We start from the raw sequence: 17790 nt of genomic DNA on the forward strand, positions 1-17790 counted from the left end.
GGCATTCCTAGTGAAGCCTCGTCGCGACTGAAGTCGCTCCCACAGTGCATCTCCCCGCTATTCGCCTACGCGAACGCCTTGCTGCCGCGCATCACCGCCAGCACGTCGTGGCAGGCGCCCATGGTGTGGTAGTCGGTCTTGCCGGCCGGGCTCTTCTCGTCGCTGTAGCTGCGGTTGTCGCGGCTGAGGATGCGGAACCAGGCGCCGTAGCGATGGTCGACCAGGTGCTCCCAGGAGTACGCCCAGATAGTGTCGTAGGCGGCGCGATACGTGGCATCGCCGGTGGCGGCCAGCAGCCGCGCCGCGGCGGCGATGGCTTCGGCCTGCACCCAGAAGTACTTGTCGTCGTCGCAGAAGTAGGTCGGCGCCGCGGCCACGTCGGGCACGCCGACCACCGGCGCCTGTTCGGTGCCGGAGGCGAAGCCGTAGACGATGCCGCCATGCTGCGCGTCCCAGCCGTGCGCCAGGGCGGTGTCGAACAGGTGCCGCGCGATCGGCAGCAGCCACGCCGGCGCGGTGCCGGTGGATGCCTGCAGGTGCCCGTGCAGCAGCACCAGCAGCTTGGACCACTCGACCTGGTGGCCGGGCTGGAAGCCCCACGGCCGGAACAGGTGCTTGGGGTTGTCGCGGTTGTAGTCCCAGTCCACCTGCCAGTCGGCGTCGTAGTGCTCCCACACCAGGCCGCCGGCCAGCGCCGCCTGGCGGCGGGTGATGTGGTCGGCCAGCAGCAGCGCGCGCTGCAGGTAGCGCGGCTCGGCGCTGGCCTCGTAGGCGGCGATCAGCGCTTCGCACAGGTGCATGTTGGCGTTCTGGCCGCGGTAGCTGGAGAACGTCCACTCCGGGGTGGCCTCGTCGCGGTACAGGCCGGCGGCGGCGTCCCAGTAGCGGGTTTCCAGCAGCTGCCAGGTCTCGTCCATCCACGCATCGGTGTCCAGGCCGGCCTTCTTCGCGGTGGCGTAGGCCAGCAGCACGAAGGCGGCGCCGTAGGCGTGCTGGGTGCGGTCTTCGGCCACGCCGTCGCGCAGGGTCCACACGTAGCCGCCGCTGGCGGTATCGCGGTGCACCTCGCGCAGGTAGCGCAGGCCGTGGCGCGCGGCGTCCAGGTACTCGGCGGCCAGCGCCGAGTCGGCGAACTCGATCGCCGCCATCGCGTAGTTGAAGACGAAGCGGGTGCTGCTGACCAGGTGGCGATGGCCGGCGTCGTACACGCTGCCGTCGTCGCGGAAGTAGTGGAAGAAGCCGCCCGCCGGGTCGATCGCGCGCGGGTGGTAGAAGGCCATGGTGTCGGCGATGTGTGCGCGCAGGACGGCGGCGTCGGCGAAGTCGGGCAGGGGCGTGGCGGGCAGGTTCATGCGGTTGGCTGGCGAGCTGAGTGAGGGAGGGGAAGGCAGTGGTGCGCGGCGGCGGCGTGTGCGCCGCCGCCGCAACGGGAACGGATCAGCGGATCAGTGCATCACGCGCGCGGTCGGCGCGGTGGTCGGCGCGGCCGCCGCCAGTTCCGGCGACAGGCGCGAACCGCGCAGGCCGTACCAGACGATGTAGGCGTAGCACAGCAGCGGAATCACGAAGGCGTGCTGGATGCCGATGGCGTCGGCCAGCGCACCCTGCGCCAGCGGCACCAGGGCGCCACCGACGATGCCCATGATCAGCAGACTGGAGGCCTTGCTGGTGAGCACGCCCAGGCGCTCGATGGCCACGGTGAAGATGGTCGGGAACATGATCGAGTTGAACAGGCCGATGGCGATCACGCTCCACATCGCCACATGGCCGGTGCTGAGCATGGTGGCGATCAGCAGCAGCGAGGCGATGCCGGCGAAGGTCGCCAGCAGCTTGCGGGCCGGGACGAACTGCAGCAGCGCGGCGCCGGCGAAGCGGCCGACCATCGCGCCGCCCCAGTAGAACGGCAGATAGTGGCTGGCAGCGGCTTCGGTCAGGCCGCCGGTGGTGGGGCCGGAGATGTAGTTGATCAGGAAGCTGCCGATCGAGACCTCCGCGCCCACGTACATGAAGATCGCCACCACGCCCCACAGCAGGTGCGGGTGGCGCAGCGCGTCGGCGAAGCTGTGATGCGATTCGGTGCTGGCATCGTTGTCCTCGCGCAGCGACGGTACCCGCATCACCAGCACGAACACCGCCAGCAGCAGCAGGCCGCCGGCCAGCATCAGGTAGGGGATCTCCACCGAGCGCGCCTGCTCGATGCGATAGGCGGACAACTGCTCGGGGTTCATCGCCGCCAGCTGGTCGGCACCGAGCACCGCGCCGGCCAGGATCAGCGGGCCGATCAGCCACGGGAATACGGTGGTGCCCAGCGAGTTCAGCGCCTGGGCAAAGTTGAGCCGGCTCGGCGCCTTCTCCGGGGCGCCGATCAGGCTGATGTACGGATTGGCCGCCACCTGCAGCAGGGTGATGCCGCTGGCCAGCACGAACAGCGCGGTCAGGAACAGCGGATAGGAGGGCAGGCGCGCGGCCGGGTAGAACATCGCCGCGCCGATCGCCGCCACCACCAGGCCGATGACGATGCTGGCCTTGTAGCCAACCCGCGACACCACCGCGCCGGCCGGCACCGACATCAGGAAGTAGGCGCCGAAGAAGGTGAACTGGATCAGCATCGACTGCGCGTAGTTCATCTGGAACACGGCTTTCAGATGCGGGATCAACACGTCGTTGAGGCTGGTCAGGCCGCCCCAGGTGAAGAAGATCATGCTGACCACCGCGATGGCGGCGGTGTTGGACAGCGGGCGACGGCTCATGCAGCGACTCCGGGAACGGGCGAGAGGGCGACCCGGCTGCTGGCGCGCAGGCACAGCCGGGCGGGGGCGATGGTAAGCGCAGGCAGGGCCTGGCGGTGGCGCAGCGCGTCCAGCACCAGGCGCGCGGCCTGCATGCCGCGCTCGCGCGGGGCGACGGCGACGGTGGACAGCGGCGGGGTGGCGACGGCGGCCTCGGGAATGTCGTCGAAGCCGATCAGCGCGTAGTCGCGGCCGGCGATGCGGCCACGTTCGGCCAGGCCGCTGGCCAGGCCCAGCGCGACCACGTCGTTGTAGCAGACCAGTGCGGTCGGCAGCGGGTCGCGCGCGCACAGCGCGCCGGCCTGGCGCGCGGCTTCCAGCCGGGTCGGCGCGCATTCGATCAGCCACGCCGGGTCGACCGCGATGCCGGCGGCGGCCAGCGCCTCGCGATAGCCGGCGCGGCGCTCGGCGCAGGAACTGGACTGGCGGTGGCCGCCGAAGAAGGCGATGGCACGGTGGCCCTGCGCCAGCAGGTGTTCGGTGGCCAGGCGCGCGCCACGACGGTTGTCCAGCGCCAGCAGCGGCCAATCGCCGTCCAGCGCACGATTGAACAGCAGTACCGGCAGGCGCGGCCCCAGCAGTTGGCGCAGGCGCGCCGCGTCGGTGTTCTCGGTGGGCGAGAGGATCATCGCCGCCGGGTGGTGTTCGATCAGCGAGGCCAGCACGGTCTGCTGGCGCTCCGGCGATTCGCCGGTGCTGCCCATCAGCATCACGTAGCCGGCCTCGGCCAGCGCCGCGTCCACGCCGCCGGCGAACTCGGCGAAGAACGGATTGGCCAGGTCGTTGACCACCAGCGCCACCGCATTGGACGCGCGGCCGCGCAGGCTGGCCGCGCCGCGGTGGTAGACGTAGCCCTGGCGGGCGATCTCCGCCGCCACCCGCGCGCGCGTGTCCGCATGCACCAGCGGGCTGTTGCGCAGCACCAGCGACACGGTCGCCCGCGACACGCCGCAGGCGGCGGCGATGTCGGACACGGTGACGCGTTTGTCGGCGGAAGACGGCGCCACGGCGCATTAGACCGGTTCAAAAGGTCGCTCATCCTGCGCCGTCGTGATCCGATCCGCATTTTGCAGTGCAGCAAGGCATTGCGGTGGCTTTGTGCTATCCGTTTGGATCGATTCGATACGGGGAGCCTGCCATGCGCAGCTCGAGGACGCTGGGCGGCGCTGCCGCACTGCTGCTGGCCGCGCTATGGCCGATCGCGCCCGCCGTCGCGGCGGCGGGCGGTAACGCCGGCGAACGTGCGGTGGCCGCGGTGGACCCCTTCATCGGCACCGGCGGCGAGGGCCACACCTATCCCGGCGCCACGGTGCCGTTCGGCATGGTCCAACTGAGCCCGGACACGCGCATCCAGCCGCGCAAGGACGCCTACGGCTGGGCGGCCGGCTACCGCTACGACGACCGCAGCCTGGTCGGCTTCTCGCATACGCACTTCTCCGGCACCGGCCACTCCGACCTGGGCGACGTGCTGTTGATGCCGATCAGTGGCGCGGTGCGGCTGGAGCGTGGCGACCCGGACAAGCCCGGCAGCGGCTACAGCGCGCGCTTCCGCCACGACGACGAGCGCGCCGAGCCGGGCTACTACGCGGTGACCCTGGACGACTACAAGGTGCGCGCCGAACTCACCGCCAGCGCCCGCGTCGGCGTGCACCGCTACACCTACCCGGCCGGACAGCCGGCGCACGTGCTGCTGGACCTGCGCACCAGCCTGTACGACTACCCGGGCAAGATCAGCTGGTCGCGGCTGCGCCTGCGCGCCGACGGCACCGTCACCGGCTTCCGCGAGACCCGCGGCTGGGCGCCGGGGCGGCAGCTGTACTTCGCCCTGCGCTTCTCGCAGCCGCTGCGCGGCCATGCCTTCCACAACACCGAGCAGGACATCCCCTACAAGGGCTTCCCGCCGCCGGGCGACAACGACCCCACCCAGCGCGCGCAGATCGAAGGCCGGCAACTGGTGGGCTCGTTCGACTTCGGCGACGCGCTGCGCGGGCCGCTGCTGGTCAAGGTGGCGATCTCGCCGGTCAGCGAGGACAGCGCCATCGCCAATCTCGACGCCGAAGTGCCGGGCTGGGATTTCGACGGCGTGCGCCGCGCGGCACGCGCGCAATGGGCGCAGGCGTTGGGCGCGGTGGAGGTGGACGCGCCGCCCGCGCAGCGCACCCAGTTCTACACCGCGCTGTACCACAGCCTGCTCGGCCCGACTCTGTTCATGGACAGCGACGGCCGCTACCGCGGCCCGGACAACGCCGTGCACCAGGCGCAGGGCTACACCCACTATTCGACTTTCTCGCTGTGGGATACCTACCGCGCGCTGCATCCGCTGCTGACCATCGTGCAGCCGCCGCAACGGACCAACGACATCGTCAACTCGCTGCTCGCGCACCAGCGCGAAAGCCCCTACGGCGTGCTGCCGGTGTGGGCGTTCCATGGTCTGGAGACCTGGTGCATGATCGGCTACCACGCGGTGCCGGTGATCGCCGACGCGTACATGAAGGGCATCCGCGGCTACGACACCGACGCCGCGCTCAAGGCCATGGTGGCCAGCGCCAACTACGGCCCCTACGACGGCATCGCCCAGTATCGCGAGCTGGGCTACGTGCCGATCGACGAGGAAGGCGAGGCCGCCTCCAAGACCCTGGAATACGCCTTCGACGACTGGACCATCGCGCGCATGGCCAAGGAGATGGGCCGCAGCGAGATCGCCGCCGCCTTCGCCAAGCGTGCCGGCAACTGGCGCAACGCCTTCGACCCGGACACCGGCTTCATGCGCGCGCGCAAGCGCGACGGCAGCTTCCGCACTCCGTTCGATCCGGACGCCAGCGGCTACGGCACCGACTACACCGAAGGCAACGCCTGGCAGTACTCCTGGTACGTGCCGCAGGATGTGGCCGGCCTGGCGCGTGCGCACGGTGGCGACGACAAGCTGCTGGCGCGGCTGGACCAGGTGTTCGACGCCAAGGTCGATCCCAAGGTGTTCGCGCATATGGAGGACATCACCGGGTTGATCGGCTGGTATGCGCATGGCAACGAACCCAGCCATCATGTCGCCTATCTGTATGCCTACGCGGGGCAGCCGTGGCGCACCCAGGCGCGGCTGCAGCAGATCATGCGCAGCCAGTACGCCGCGCGCCCGGACGGCCTGGCCGGCAACGACGACATGGGGCAGATGTCGGCCTGGTACGTGTTCACCGCGCTCGGCTTCTACCCGGTGGCGCCGGCCAGCAACCAGTACATCCTCGGCCGCCCGTTCCTGCCGCGCGCCACCCTGGCGCTGCCCAACGGCAAGCGCTTCACGGTGATCGCCGACGGCCTGGACGACGCGTATCCCTATGTTGGTAGCGTCACCCTCAACGGGCGGCCGCTGAACCGCGCGTTCCTGCGCCACGAGGAACTCATGGCCGGCGGCGAACTGCGCTTCACCCTGCAGGCCACGCCCAACACCGCCTGGGCCGCGGCCGGCGCCGAGCGCGCCTATTCGATGAGCGAGTGAAGGGCGCTCCACCTATTCCGGGAGATGTCCCGTAAGAGCGGCTTCAGCCGCGACGGGGCATTCCCGGTCGAGCCCTGTCGGCTGAAGCCGCCCCACAGGGGCTTGCGGCGAGCCCGCCCGGTGCACTGTGGTAGGGACTTCAGTCCCGACTGCTGTAGCAATCGGTCATTGGATGGCTTCACTCGTCGCGACTGAAGTCGCTCCCACAGGGGCTTGCGGTGCGCCTGCCGGGTGCACAGTGGGAGGGACTTCAGTCCCGACGCATTGCGCCATCGGAAAGTACATCACTTCGCGCATTGCGGCGGCATCACAGTTGGCTCCCAGGGGCCAGCGGCATCCGGATGGAGTGTGGTGGCAGTAAGTTCGTAGATGCGTTGAAGCCGCGCCGACGTGAGTCTGCACCTGGAAGACGGCCGAGGCCTCTGCGCCGTACTACGGCCTCGTGCGCGACGCAAGCGCGAGCGTCAGCATCGCGTGAATTCGGCGTGACCTGCATTGCGCATGGCGTCGCGCAGCGTGCGCCGCCACACCCTGTCACAGCGCGTCGCATCACATGCACGCGCATTTAATGTCATCCACACATTCCATTTGCGGCGTTCGTGGTCTTGTAGCGCGGCTGCATCGCATCGCGCGGACCGGGTGCGCCGGCGCCGTCGCCATCCCTGGAAGCGCGACCGCGTGCAGGCGCATCCCGTTCCGACGCCCTTGCCATGCGACGGCGCAGTCCGCGCTGCCGGCAACGGCGCGCAGAGGCGACGTGTCCTTCTCATTCGTCGAACGGGATCTTCCGAATGCATGTCTGCCTGCTGTCTCTCTCTCCTCCTCACGATGCGGCCGCGCTGGACGCGGCCATGGCGGCGGCACAGGCACAGGGCTGCGATCACATCGTCTTGCCCAATCCGTTCGCACAGGATGCGCAGGGCCGTCTGCACGACCCCGCAGCCGACGACGCGGCGGGCCAGACACAGTTGCGCCACTGGCTGCAGCGGGCCGAGCAGCATGGGCTGCGCGTGCTGCTGGACCTGCGCATCGACGAGATCGGCGGCGGCAGCCGCCTGCTGCAGGAGCATCCGCACTGGTTCCGCGCGCGCAGCTCGGCGCTGCCGGATCCGCGCGCCGAGCGCGCCGCGCCGGACATCGCGGTGGGCCGCTTCGCCTCCGCCGAAGAAGGGGCGGGCCTGGCGCAGTGGTGGAGTGCGCGCCTGCTCGACTGGCTGCGCAGCGGCGTGGCCGGCTTCCGCGTACTGCAGCCACAGCGCATCCCGGCGCCATTGTGGCGCACGCTGATCGACGGGGTCCACGCACAGGCGCCGCAGGCGCGGCTGCTGGCGTGGACGCCCGGCTTGGGCCTGGACGCCTTGCGCAGCTTGGCCGGCGCCGGCTTCGATGCCGCGTTCTCCTCGCTGGCCTGGTGGGACGGTCGTGGCGACTGGTTCTTCGACGAGGACAGCGCCCTGCGTGCGCTGGCGCGCTGCGTGGTCGCCACCGTCGATGCCGAGACGGCCTCGGATACGCCACTGCCCTTGCCGCGCGCACAGCGGCAGCGCCTGGCGGCCGCCTTCGGTGGCGCCTGGGCGATCGGTGCGCAGGACACCTCGACAGAACACGGGCAGCCCGCGCCTGCGCAGCACGGTTCCTCCGAGAGCGACGCGTCCACGCCGGCTGCGTCGCTGCCCAACGCCACCACGTCGCTGCGCCTGCGCCCGCTGCTGCGCGATGGCGCGCTCACCGCGGTGGCGGTGGAACCGCTGGACGCCGCGCCATGGCTGGTACTGCTCAACAGCGATCGCGACCACTTGCTGCCGGTACCGGGGCCGGCGCTGCTGCGCCTGCTCGGCGACAGCGAGGGCCTGCTCAGCGACCATGGCGAGCCGATCCAGGGCGAGCAGGGCGGCACCCTGGAAGCGGGCGAGGTGCGCATCTATCGCAGCCTGCCGGCGCGCCCGGTGCTGACCGCGGCACGGGCGCGCACGCCCGCCGAGGTCGCCGCCGGCGAGGCGCGGGTGTGCATCGAGGCGGTGACGCCGTCGGTGGACGACGGACGCTTCCCGGTCAAACGCACGGTCGGCGACCGCGTCTGCGTGGAAGCCGACGCGTTCTGCGATGGCCACGACCGCATCGCCGTGGCGCTGCTGTGGCGTGCCGCCGATGGGCGTACCTGGTCCAGCACACCGATGCGCGCGCTCGGCAACGACCGCTGGCGCGGCGAATTCCCACTGCAGCGGCTGGGCCGCTATGAGTTCCGCATTGAGGCCTGGCGCGATGTGTACGCCACCACCCACGCCGACCTGGAAAAGAAGCGCGCCGCCGGCACGCTGCTGCCGGTGGACGTGCAGGAGGCGCTGGCCCAGGTCGAAGCGGCGCGCGGGCGCAGCCGCGGCGCGCTGGCGACGCGGCTGAAGGCCATCGCCACCCGTATCGCCCGCAACGACGACCTGGCCGAGAAGGCGCAACTGCTGCTCGAACCCGACACCGCCGAAGCGATGGCGCGCGCCGATGCCAAGCCGTTCCGCACCGAATACCCGATGACCTTCCGGGTCGAGGCCGAACGCCGCGCCGCGCACTTCGCCAGTTGGTACGAACTGTTCCCGCGCTCGCAGAGCGGCGATCCGCAGCGCCACGGCACCTTCGACGACGTGATCGCGCGGCTGCCGCACATTCAGGCGATGGGCTTCGACGTGCTGTACATGCCGCCGATCCATCCCATCGGCGAGAAGAACCGCAAGGGCCGCAACAACGCCGTGACCGCCGAGCCGGGCGAACCCGGCAGCCCGTATGCGATCGGCTCGGCCGAAGGTGGGCATACCGAGGTGCATCCCGAGCTGGGCGGGCTCGACGGTTTTCGCCGCCTGCGTGCCGCAGCGGCCGAGCACGGCCTGGAACTGGCCCTGGATTTCGCCATCCAGTGCGCGCCGGACCATCCGTGGCTGCGCGACCACCCGGACTGGTTCACCTGGCGCGCCGACGGTTCCATCCCGTACGCGGAAAACCCGCCGAAGAAGTACCAGGACATCGTCAACGTCGACTTCTACGCCAGCGGCGCAGTGCCGGCGCTGTGGAACGCGTTGCGCGATGCGCTGCTCTTCTGGGTCAACGAAGGCGTCACCCTGTTCCGCGTCGACAACCCGCACACCAAGCCGTTCCCGTTCTGGGAATGGCTGATCGCCGAGGTGCGCGGGCGCCATCCGCAGGTGGTGTTCCTGTCCGAGGCCTTCACCCGGCCCAAGCCGATGTACCGGCTGGCCAAGGTCGGCTTCTCGCAGTCCTATACCTATTTCACCTGGCGCCAGCACAAGGCCGAGCTGCAGGCCTATATCGAGGAACTCAACAGCGGCGCGCCCAGCGAGTGCTTCCGCCCGCACTTCTTCGTCAACACGCCGGACATCAATCCGCTGTTCCTGCAGCACAGCGGGCGCAGCGGGCACCTGATCCGCGCCGCGCTGGCGACCACGCTGTCCGGGTTGTGGGGCATGTACCAGGGCTTCGAACTGTGCGAGGCCACGCCGCTGCCGGGCAAGGAGGAATACCTCGACTCGGAGAAATACCAGTTGCGCGTGTGGCCCGAGCGCGCGCCGGGCGACATCGTCGAGGAAATCACCCGCCTCAACCTGCTGCGCCGCCAGCATCCGGAGCTGCAGTCGCACCTGGGCACGCGCTTCTACGTGGCGCACAACGAGCAAGTGCTGTACTTCGGCAAGTTCCTCGACGCCGCGCACCTGGCGCGCGGGCGCAGCCTGGTGCTGGTGGCGGTGAGCCTGGATCCGCATGCGGCGCAGAACGCGCAGATCGAAGTGCCGCTGTGGGAACTGGGCCTGCCCGACCATGCCAGCGTCGCCGTGCGCGACCTGTGGGACGGCCACGACTTCACCTGGTACGGCAAGACCCAACACATCCGCCTCGATCCGTCGCGGCCGTTCTCCCTGTGGCGCATCCGCGCCGGAGTTCCTGCATGAATGTCGCCGCGCCGTCGTCCCCCCAACTCGAGCCGCGCGCACCGGCCGGCGATGCGCGCTGGTACAAGGACGCGATCATCTACCAGGTGCACGTCAAGTCGTTCTTCGATTCCAACGACGACGGCATCGGCGACTTCCCCGGGCTGATCTCCAAGCTCGACTACATCGCCGACCTGGGCGTGGACACCATCTGGCTGCTGCCGTTCTACCCCAGCCCGCGCCGCGACGACGGCTACGACATCGCCGAGTACATGGCGGTGCATCCGGACTACGGCAGCATCGCCGACTTCCAGCGCTTCGTGGAGCAGGCGCACGCGCGCGGCATCCGCATCGTCACCGAGCTGGTGATCAACCACACCTCCGACCAGCATCCCTGGTTCCAGCGTGCGCGCATGGCCCCGGCCAGCTCTCCGGAGCGTGCGTTCTACGTGTGGTCCGACAGCGACCAGGACTACGCCGGCACCCGCATCATCTTCTGCGACACCGAGAAGTCCAACTGGACCTGGGATCCGGAGGCCGGTCAGTACTTCTGGCACCGCTTCTACTCGCACCAGCCGGACCTGAACTTCGACAACCCTGCCGTGCTGGAAGCGGTGCTGGAAGTGATGCGCTTCTGGCTGGACCTGGGCGTGGACGGGCTGCGCCTGGACGCGGTGCCGTACCTGATCGAACGCGACGGTACTTCCAACGAGAACCTGCCCGAGACCCACGCCATCCTGCGCCGCATCCGCGCCACACTCGATGCCGAATACCCCGACCGCATGCTGCTGGCCGAGGCCAACATGTGGCCGGAAGACACCCAGCAGTACTTCGGCGAGAACGCCGACGAATGCCACATGGCGTTCCACTTCCCGCTGATGCCGCGCATGTACATGGCGATCGCGCGCGAGGACCGCTTCCCCATTACCGACATCATGCGCCAGACCCCGGAGATCCCGGAGAGTTGTCAGTGGGCGATCTTCCTGCGCAACCACGACGAGCTGACTCTGGAGATGGTCACCGACTCCGAGCGCGACTACCTGTGGCAGACCTATGCCGCCGACCGCCGCGCGCGCATCAACCTGGGCATCCGCCGGCGCCTGGCGCCGCTGCTGGAGCGCGACCGCCGCCGCATCGAACTGATGACCTCGCTGCTGCTGACCATGCCCGGCACGCCGGTGCTGTACTACGGCGACGAGATCGGCATGGGCGACAACATCCATCTCGGCGACCGCGACGGCGTACGCACGCCGATGCAATGGTCGATCGACCGCAACGGTGGCTTCTCGCGCGCCGATCCCGCCGCGCTGGTGCTGCCGCCGATCATGGACCCGCTGTACGGCTTCCAGGCGGTCAACGTGGAAGCGCAGCAGCGCGACCAGTACTCGCTGCTGACCTGGACCCGCCGCGTGCTGTCGGTGCGCAAGCGCTACCGCGCCTTCGGCCGCGGTGCGCTGCGCTTCCTGTATCCCGGCAATCGCCGCCTGCTCGCCTACCTGCGCTGCCACGAGGACGAGACCGTGCTTTGCGTGGCCAACCTCTCGCACACGCTGCAGGCGGTGGAACTGGACCTGTCCGAGTTCGAGGGCCGGGTGCCGGTGGACATCCTCGGCGGCGGCAGCTTCCCGCCGATCGGGCGCCTGACCTACCTGCTCACCGTGCCGGCGTTCGGCTTCTACGCCTTCCAACTGGTCGGCAACGCCACGCTGCCGGACTGGCATGTGCCGGCGCCGGTGCCGCTCCCCGACTACCAGACCCTGGTGCTGCGCAGTGGAACCGACAGCGCCGGCCTGCAGCCGCACCTGCCGACGCTGGAGCGCGACATCCTGCCGACGTGGCTGTCCACGCGGCGCTGGTTCGCAGCCAAGGACCGCGCGCTGCGCAGCGTGTGCATCGCCCGGCGCACGCCGCTGGCCGGCGGCGACGGCCTGACCCTGCTGGAGATCGAGGCGGAACTGGACGATGGCGCCCACGAGCGCTACATCCTGCCGCTGGGCATCGTCTGGGAGCGCGATCAGCCGAGCGTGCTGGCCGAGCAACTGGCGCTGGCGCGCGTGCGCCACGGTCGCGAGGTCGGCTACCTCACCGACGCCTTCGCGCTGAAGCCCTTCACCCTGAGCATGCTCGCCGCGCTGCGCGACAAGGCGGAGCTGCGCGTGGATGGCGACGCCGGCAACGAGACAGCCGCCGAGCGCATTCGTTTTTGTCCCACCGCGGCGCTGCAGCGCGTGGACATCCCCGCCGATCCGGAAATCCGCTGGCTGTCGGCGGAGCAGAGCAACAGCTCGCTGATCGTCGGCGATGCGGCGGTGTTCAAGCTGCTGCGGCGCGTGTCGGCCGGCATCAACCCGGAGATCGAGATCGGCGAGCGCCTCACCGCGCTGGGCTATGCCAACGCCGCGCCGCTGCTGGGCCATGTCGCCCGCGTCGAGGCCGACGGCAGCGAGACCACGCTGGCCCTGCTGCAGGGCTTCGTGCGCAACCAGGGCGACGCCTGGCGCTGGACCCTGGATCATCTCGCACGCGGCGCCGAGGAATACGATGCCGCCCAGGACGATGCGGCGCGGCTGGAGAGCGTGGCCGGCTACGACGCCTTCGCCGCCCTGGTCGGCCGGCGCCTGGCCGAGCTGCACGCGGTGCTGGCGCAACCCAGCGACGCGCCCGCCTTCGCGCCGCAGCCGGTGGACGCGGCCGCGGCGCAGCAGGTGGTGGACGGCGTGGTGCACGAGGTGCAGGCGATGTGGGACACCTTGCTGGCGCATCGCGACGCCAACGACGACCCGGCCGAACACGCCGCGGTGGACAGCCTGCTAGCCGAGCGCGCGCGCCTGGATGCCTGGCTGCAGCAGGCGCCGTCGCTGTTGTCCGGCGCATTGCTGACGCGCGTACATGGCGACTTCCACCTCGGCCAGATCCTGGTCGCGTTCGACGACGTGGTGTTGATCGACTTCGAAGGCGAGCCGGCCAAGTCGCTGGACGAACGCCGCGCCAAGGCCAGCCCGCTGCACGACGTGGCCGGCTTCCTGCGCTCGCTGGACTACGCCAGCGAAGTCTCCGCGCGCGGCGAGGAGGGGACTGCCGCACGCGTCGGCGCCGGCCTGGACACCGCGCAGGAGCAATACCTGGCCGCGTTCCGCAGCCGCGCCAGCGCCGCGTTCCTGGCCGCCTACCGCACCGTGCTCGATGCCAGCTCGCATCCGTGGGTGGCGCCGGCCGCGTTCGAGGCCACCACCTTGCTGTTCCTGATCGAGAAGGCCTGCTACGAAATTCGCTACGAGGCCGCCAACCGCCCGGCATGGATCATGGTGCCCATACAGGGACTGTTGCGCATACTCGACCGCTTTCCCGCGCCCCAGGAGTCGATTCGATGAGTGATGCCGTCCACGTCTGGGACGACGCGACGCAACGCGCCTTCGCCACCGCCCGCCACGGCGACCCGTTCGCCGTGCTGGGTGTGCATCGCCTCGGCGAGGCGCGGGTGCTGCGCAGCTACCAGCCGGGCGCCGATGCGGTGCTGGCGGTGCTGGAGGACGGCAGCGAAGTGCCGCTGCAGCAGGGGCCGGAAGGCTTCTTCCACGCCGAATTGCCGGGCGAGGGGCGCTACCGCCTGCGCATCCGCTGGCCCGGCGGCGAGCAGGACACCGCCGACGCCTACGCCTTCGGCCCGCAGCTCAGCGACTTCGACCTGCACCTGATCGGCGAAGGCCATCACCTGCACCTGGCCGATGCGCTGGGCGCCAACGTGGTCGAGGTCGACGGCGAGCGCGGCACCCGCTTTGCGGTGTGGGCGCCCAACGCCTCGCGCGTGGCGGTGATCGGCGACTTCAACAGCTGGGACGCGCGCCGCCACCCGATGCGCCTGCGCCACCAGGCCGGCGTGTGGGAGCTGTTCGTGCCTGGCGTCGACCCCGGCGCCCGCTACAAGTTCGCCCTGCGCGGCCCGCGCGGCGAAGAACTGCCGGCCAAGGCCGACCCGGTCGCGCGCCAGGCGGAACTGGCGCCCGGCACCGCCTCCATCGTCGCCGACCCCACGCCGTTCCAGTGGCGCGACGACGCCTGGATGGCCACGCGCGCGCGCCGCCACGCCCCGCAGGCGCCGATCAGCGTGTACGAGGTGCACGCCGGCTCGTGGATGCACGCCGCCGACGGCAGCCTGCTCGACTGGGACGCGCTGGCCGAGCGGCTGATTCCGTACGTGGCCGACATGGGCTTCACCCACATCGAACTGCTGCCGGTCACCGAGCATCCGTTCGGCGGCTCCTGGGGCTACCAGCCGCTGGGCCTGTTCGCGCCCACCGCGCGCTTCGGCAGCCCGGAAGGCTTCGCCCGCTTCGTCGACCGCTGCCACCGCGAGGACATCGGCGTCATCGTCGACTGGGTGCCGGCGCATTTCCCCACCGACGCGCACGGCCTGGCCCACTTCGACGGCACCGCCCTGTACGAACACGCCGATCCGCGCGAAGGTTTCCACCGCGACTGGAACACGCTCATCTACAACCACGGCCGCCGCGAAGTCTCCGGCTTTTTGATCGCCAGCGCGCTGGAGTTCCTGCAGCGCTACCACGTCGACGGCCTGCGCGTGGACGCGGTCGCCTCCATGCTCTACCGCGACTACAGCCGCAACGCCGGCGAGTGGGTGCCCAACATCCATGGCGGCCGCGAGAACTACGAGAGCATCGCCTTCCTGCGCCGGCTCAACCAGGTGGTGGCCGAGCAGGCACCCGGCGCCATGACCATCGCCGAAGAATCCACCGCCTGGCCCGGCGTCACCGCCGACCTCGCCCATGGCGGCCTGGGTTTCGACTACAAATGGAACATGGGCTGGATGCACGACAGCCTGCACTACATCGAATTGGACCCGATCTACCGCCGCTACCACCACGGCGAGATGACCTTCAGCATGGTCTACGCGTATTCCGAGCGTTTCATGCTGCCCATCTCCCACGACGAAGTGGTGCACGGCAAGCGCTCCCTGCTCGGACGCATGCCCGGCGACGACTGGCAGCGCTTCGCCAACCTGCGCGCCTACCTCGGCTACATGTACACCCACCCCGGGCGCAAACTGCTGTTCATGGGCTGCGAAATCGCCCAGCCCACCGAGTGGAACCACGACGCCGCGCTGCCCTGGCACCTGCTCGACCAGCCGAACCACCGCGGCATCCAGCGCCTGGTCCGCGACCTCAACCGCCTCTACGCCGAACACCCCGCACTGCACGCCCGCGACGACGAACCCGAAGGCTTCGCCTGGGTCATCGGCGACGACGCCGGCAACAGCCTGTTCGCCTACCTGCGCAAGGCCCGCAGCGGCGACACCCCGCTGCTGGTGGTGGCCAACCTCACCCCGCAGGTGCACCACGGCTACCGCATCGGCGTGCCCCGCGCCGGCCGCTGGCGCGAACTGCTGAACTCCGACAGCGAGATCTACGGCGGCAGCAACACCGGCAACGGCGGCAGCGTGCGCGCCGAGAACGTCGGCGGGCATGGGCATCCGGCGTCGCTGGTGCTGACCATCCCGCCGTTGGCGGTGCTGGTGCTGGGACTGGAGGATTAGGAGTCGCAGTTGATCCTATGCGGTACGGCGTGGACGTGCGCGGCCATGGTGTCGCGGGCACACGCTATCCTGGTGCCGGCTCGCACCACTTGGCGGGGCAGGGGACGCATGGGAGGGCGCGTGGATGACATCCTGAAGTCGCTGCGAGTGGACGTCGACAACCAGGAAAGCGACGACGGCTACTTTTCGCTGGGCTTCCTGATCGACCAAGAGCGTGCCGGCCAGCCGTACAACATCGGGCTCTGCCGGGACGAGATCGAGGATCCCGGGTGCCTCTACATCGAGGCGGACGACCAGATCCATGGATTCGCGACCAGGCGGGCGAGATACGCGTTCAACGGGAACGTACTCGCCATCGAACTGCTGGATGACCACGTGTTCCACTGGACCGGCAGTAAAGTCGTGAAGATCATTGTGCCGGAGGGGCAGGCGCGGCAGGTCGCTGCTTGCGTCGCGAGCATGTTCTCTGGCATTGGGGGCCAGTAGCGGCGCTCGCTGTTTGTGGCTGGCGGAAGGTTGCGGCCCCTGCTGATGGGTGTCAGCACGGCCCGCTACCGTTTTCACGCGTAGGGGTAAGCTGCGTGGGAGCCCCGACGCTCCCGTCCCGGGAAGACAGCGCGCCACGTCGAACTGTAAACTCACGCTGCTTCGGCGCCTCCCCAGCGAGTACGCCAGAGGCGCCAAGCCGGCGGCCGGCGCATCGCCCGCCCGCTCCGGACGCATCCGGGCCTATAGCTCAACGGTTAGAGCAGAGGACTCATAATCCTTTGGTTCCAGGTTCGAATCCTGGTGGGCCCACCATCAGCATGCAAAGGCAATTGCATGCTGTCTGCTTTTCAAGATGAGCGGACGTTGGAAGTGAGCCCGACCCCATTCTTGTAGTGTTAGTGAGGCCGTCGTCTTAGAAGCGCGCGATGTACATGGTTGACTCGAGAAGGCAATGCGAAGCGATGGCGCCGGGCAGATCGAATAGGCGTGGCTTTGCGCGGAAGTCGAAGAGACGATAGAGGCGGTATTTGTCAGCATCGACTTCCGAGCGCGCCAGTTCGTTGCGGCTGACATGGAATGGAGTCAGGATGCCGAACGCGGTGGTCTTTACCTCGATGAGTCGTTCTCGGCCATCGGTCTCGTAGGAGAGTACGTCGTAGCCTAGGCCATAGCCTTGAGAAGCGGCTATGTGCTCGACCCGATTGGCCAGGCGTTTTTGGCCGGCTGCATGAAGGCGGCGGGTTTCCAACTCTATTACGAACAACTCGCCGGCCCGGCCCAACGATTGATTCCGCGCTTCTTGTGCCAGGTAGTCGCGTTGGATAGGCGAGAATCTGGGCAGGTAGATAGGTGGTGTCTCTCGTACCCGTGCCGCTGTCGGTGCCGGAACCCATACGGCATCCGTATCCTCTGGGGCGACCATGACGGCAGGCCGCAGCACCGCGGATTGAGCAGCAGCCTGTAGTGCATCGTTCGACTGCGCCTGACCTCCCACCACGTCGAACAACAGGGTCTGGTAGTTGCCGCGCGGCTTGTAGCCATCGATGTACGGGTAGCCGAGTGCGAGAAGGACTGCGCTGATGTTGCAGTGCTTGAACTCGATGGCGGCTCGATTGCGCCCGTCAATCCGCTCGGCCAGCGCACGTGCATGGACGGTCTTGCTATACCGCTGGCCGTTCAGTTCGAGCGTGAGCATGTGCAAGTAGTCGGCGACGCAGGCCTCCACTTCTTCATGCGACCAGTCTGTGCCTCGTGCCATATAGCTCCTCTCGCGTGTCACCAGGTTAACTAGCAGAAGTGTGGGGAGCTAGTCCTGGCAGCGATAGCTGCGTGGGGCGATGTGATGCAGGCAGTAGCGATTGCTAGTGGTCTACCAGCAGCATGCAACGGCGACTGCATGTTGTCCGCTCTTGAAAATAGCGGATGTTAGGAGAGAACCCGGCCCGTTCTCGACAGGAAGGGCTGCCTGGCTGAGACACTCGTGGCCGTGTTGATCCGTCATTTGCCCCCTCAAGCAGTGTTGTAGTAACGTAACTACAT

General features: G+C 69.0%; 9 protein-coding genes and 1 tRNA gene. 6 read left to right on the forward strand and 4 right to left on the reverse strand.

Going from position 1 to position 17790, the window contains the following annotated elements; translation table 11 throughout:
• Positions 1-65: 65 nt before the first annotated feature.
• The 3 genes from SLW56_RS11655 to SLW56_RS11665 all read right to left on the reverse strand — a co-directional run bounded on the left by SLW56_RS11655 (position 66) and on the right by SLW56_RS11665 (position 3796).
• Positions 66-1352, reverse strand: coding sequence for an AGE family epimerase/isomerase (locus tag SLW56_RS11655; RefSeq protein ID WP_267096103.1), 1287 nt, complete (start codon positions 1350-1352; stop codon positions 66-68).
• Between the two features lie 93 nt (positions 1353-1445).
• Positions 1446-2750 carry a sugar MFS transporter gene (locus SLW56_RS11660; RefSeq protein WP_267117406.1) on the reverse strand — a complete coding sequence of 435 codons (1305 nt, stop codon included), beginning with the start codon at positions 2748-2750 and terminating at the stop codon, positions 1446-1448.
• Positions 2747-3796, reverse strand: coding sequence for a LacI family DNA-binding transcriptional regulator (locus SLW56_RS11665; RefSeq protein WP_043094570.1), 1050 nt, complete (start codon positions 3794-3796; stop codon positions 2747-2749). The genes SLW56_RS11660 and SLW56_RS11665 overlap by 4 nt, the downstream gene beginning before the upstream one ends.
• A 131-nt stretch (positions 3797-3927) precedes the next feature.
• Between SLW56_RS11665 and SLW56_RS11670 the strand changes: the two genes are divergently transcribed.
• From SLW56_RS11670 to SLW56_RS11695, 6 genes are all read left to right on the forward strand, one after another.
• Positions 3928-6279 (forward strand): GH92 family glycosyl hydrolase, encoded by a 2352-nt coding sequence (locus SLW56_RS11670; RefSeq protein ID WP_320694874.1) that lies wholly within the window; start codon positions 3928-3930, stop codon positions 6277-6279.
• 851 nt (positions 6280-7130) lie between these two features.
• On the forward strand, positions 7131-10232 hold the full coding sequence (locus tag SLW56_RS11675) for a maltotransferase domain-containing protein (protein ID WP_320694914.1): 3102 nt from the start codon (positions 7131-7133) through the stop codon (positions 10230-10232).
• Entirely contained in the window at positions 10229-13582 is a 3354-nt protein-coding gene (gene treS / locus SLW56_RS11680; protein ID WP_320694875.1) for a maltose alpha-D-glucosyltransferase, read from the forward strand. The genes SLW56_RS11675 and treS overlap by 4 nt, the downstream gene beginning before the upstream one ends.
• Complete coding sequence (gene glgB / locus SLW56_RS11685; RefSeq protein WP_320694876.1) at positions 13579-15762, forward strand: 1,4-alpha-glucan branching protein GlgB; 2184 nt, start codon at positions 13579-13581, stop codon at positions 15760-15762. Before treS ends, glgB begins: the two co-directional genes overlap by 4 nt.
• A gap of 120 nt (positions 15763-15882) precedes the next feature.
• On the forward strand, positions 15883-16248 hold the full coding sequence (locus SLW56_RS11690; RefSeq protein ID WP_157836393.1) for a hypothetical protein: 366 nt from the start codon (positions 15883-15885) through the stop codon (positions 16246-16248).
• Between the two features lie 239 nt (positions 16249-16487).
• A tRNA-Ile gene (locus tag SLW56_RS11695) sits at positions 16488-16563 on the forward strand.
• Between the two features lie 100 nt (positions 16564-16663).
• Here SLW56_RS11695 and SLW56_RS11700 read toward each other — a convergent pair.
• Positions 16664-17446: a DUF3883 domain-containing protein gene (locus SLW56_RS11700; protein ID WP_320694877.1), complete on the reverse strand. Its 783-nt coding sequence runs from the start codon at positions 17444-17446 to the stop codon at positions 16664-16666.
• Positions 17447-17790: the final 344 nt, after the last annotated feature.

Origin of the sequence: Xanthomonas sp. LF07-6 (genome assembly GCF_034105445.1) — a bacterium.
GTDB lineage: Bacteria > Pseudomonadota > Gammaproteobacteria > Xanthomonadales > Xanthomonadaceae > Xanthomonas_A > Xanthomonas_A sontii.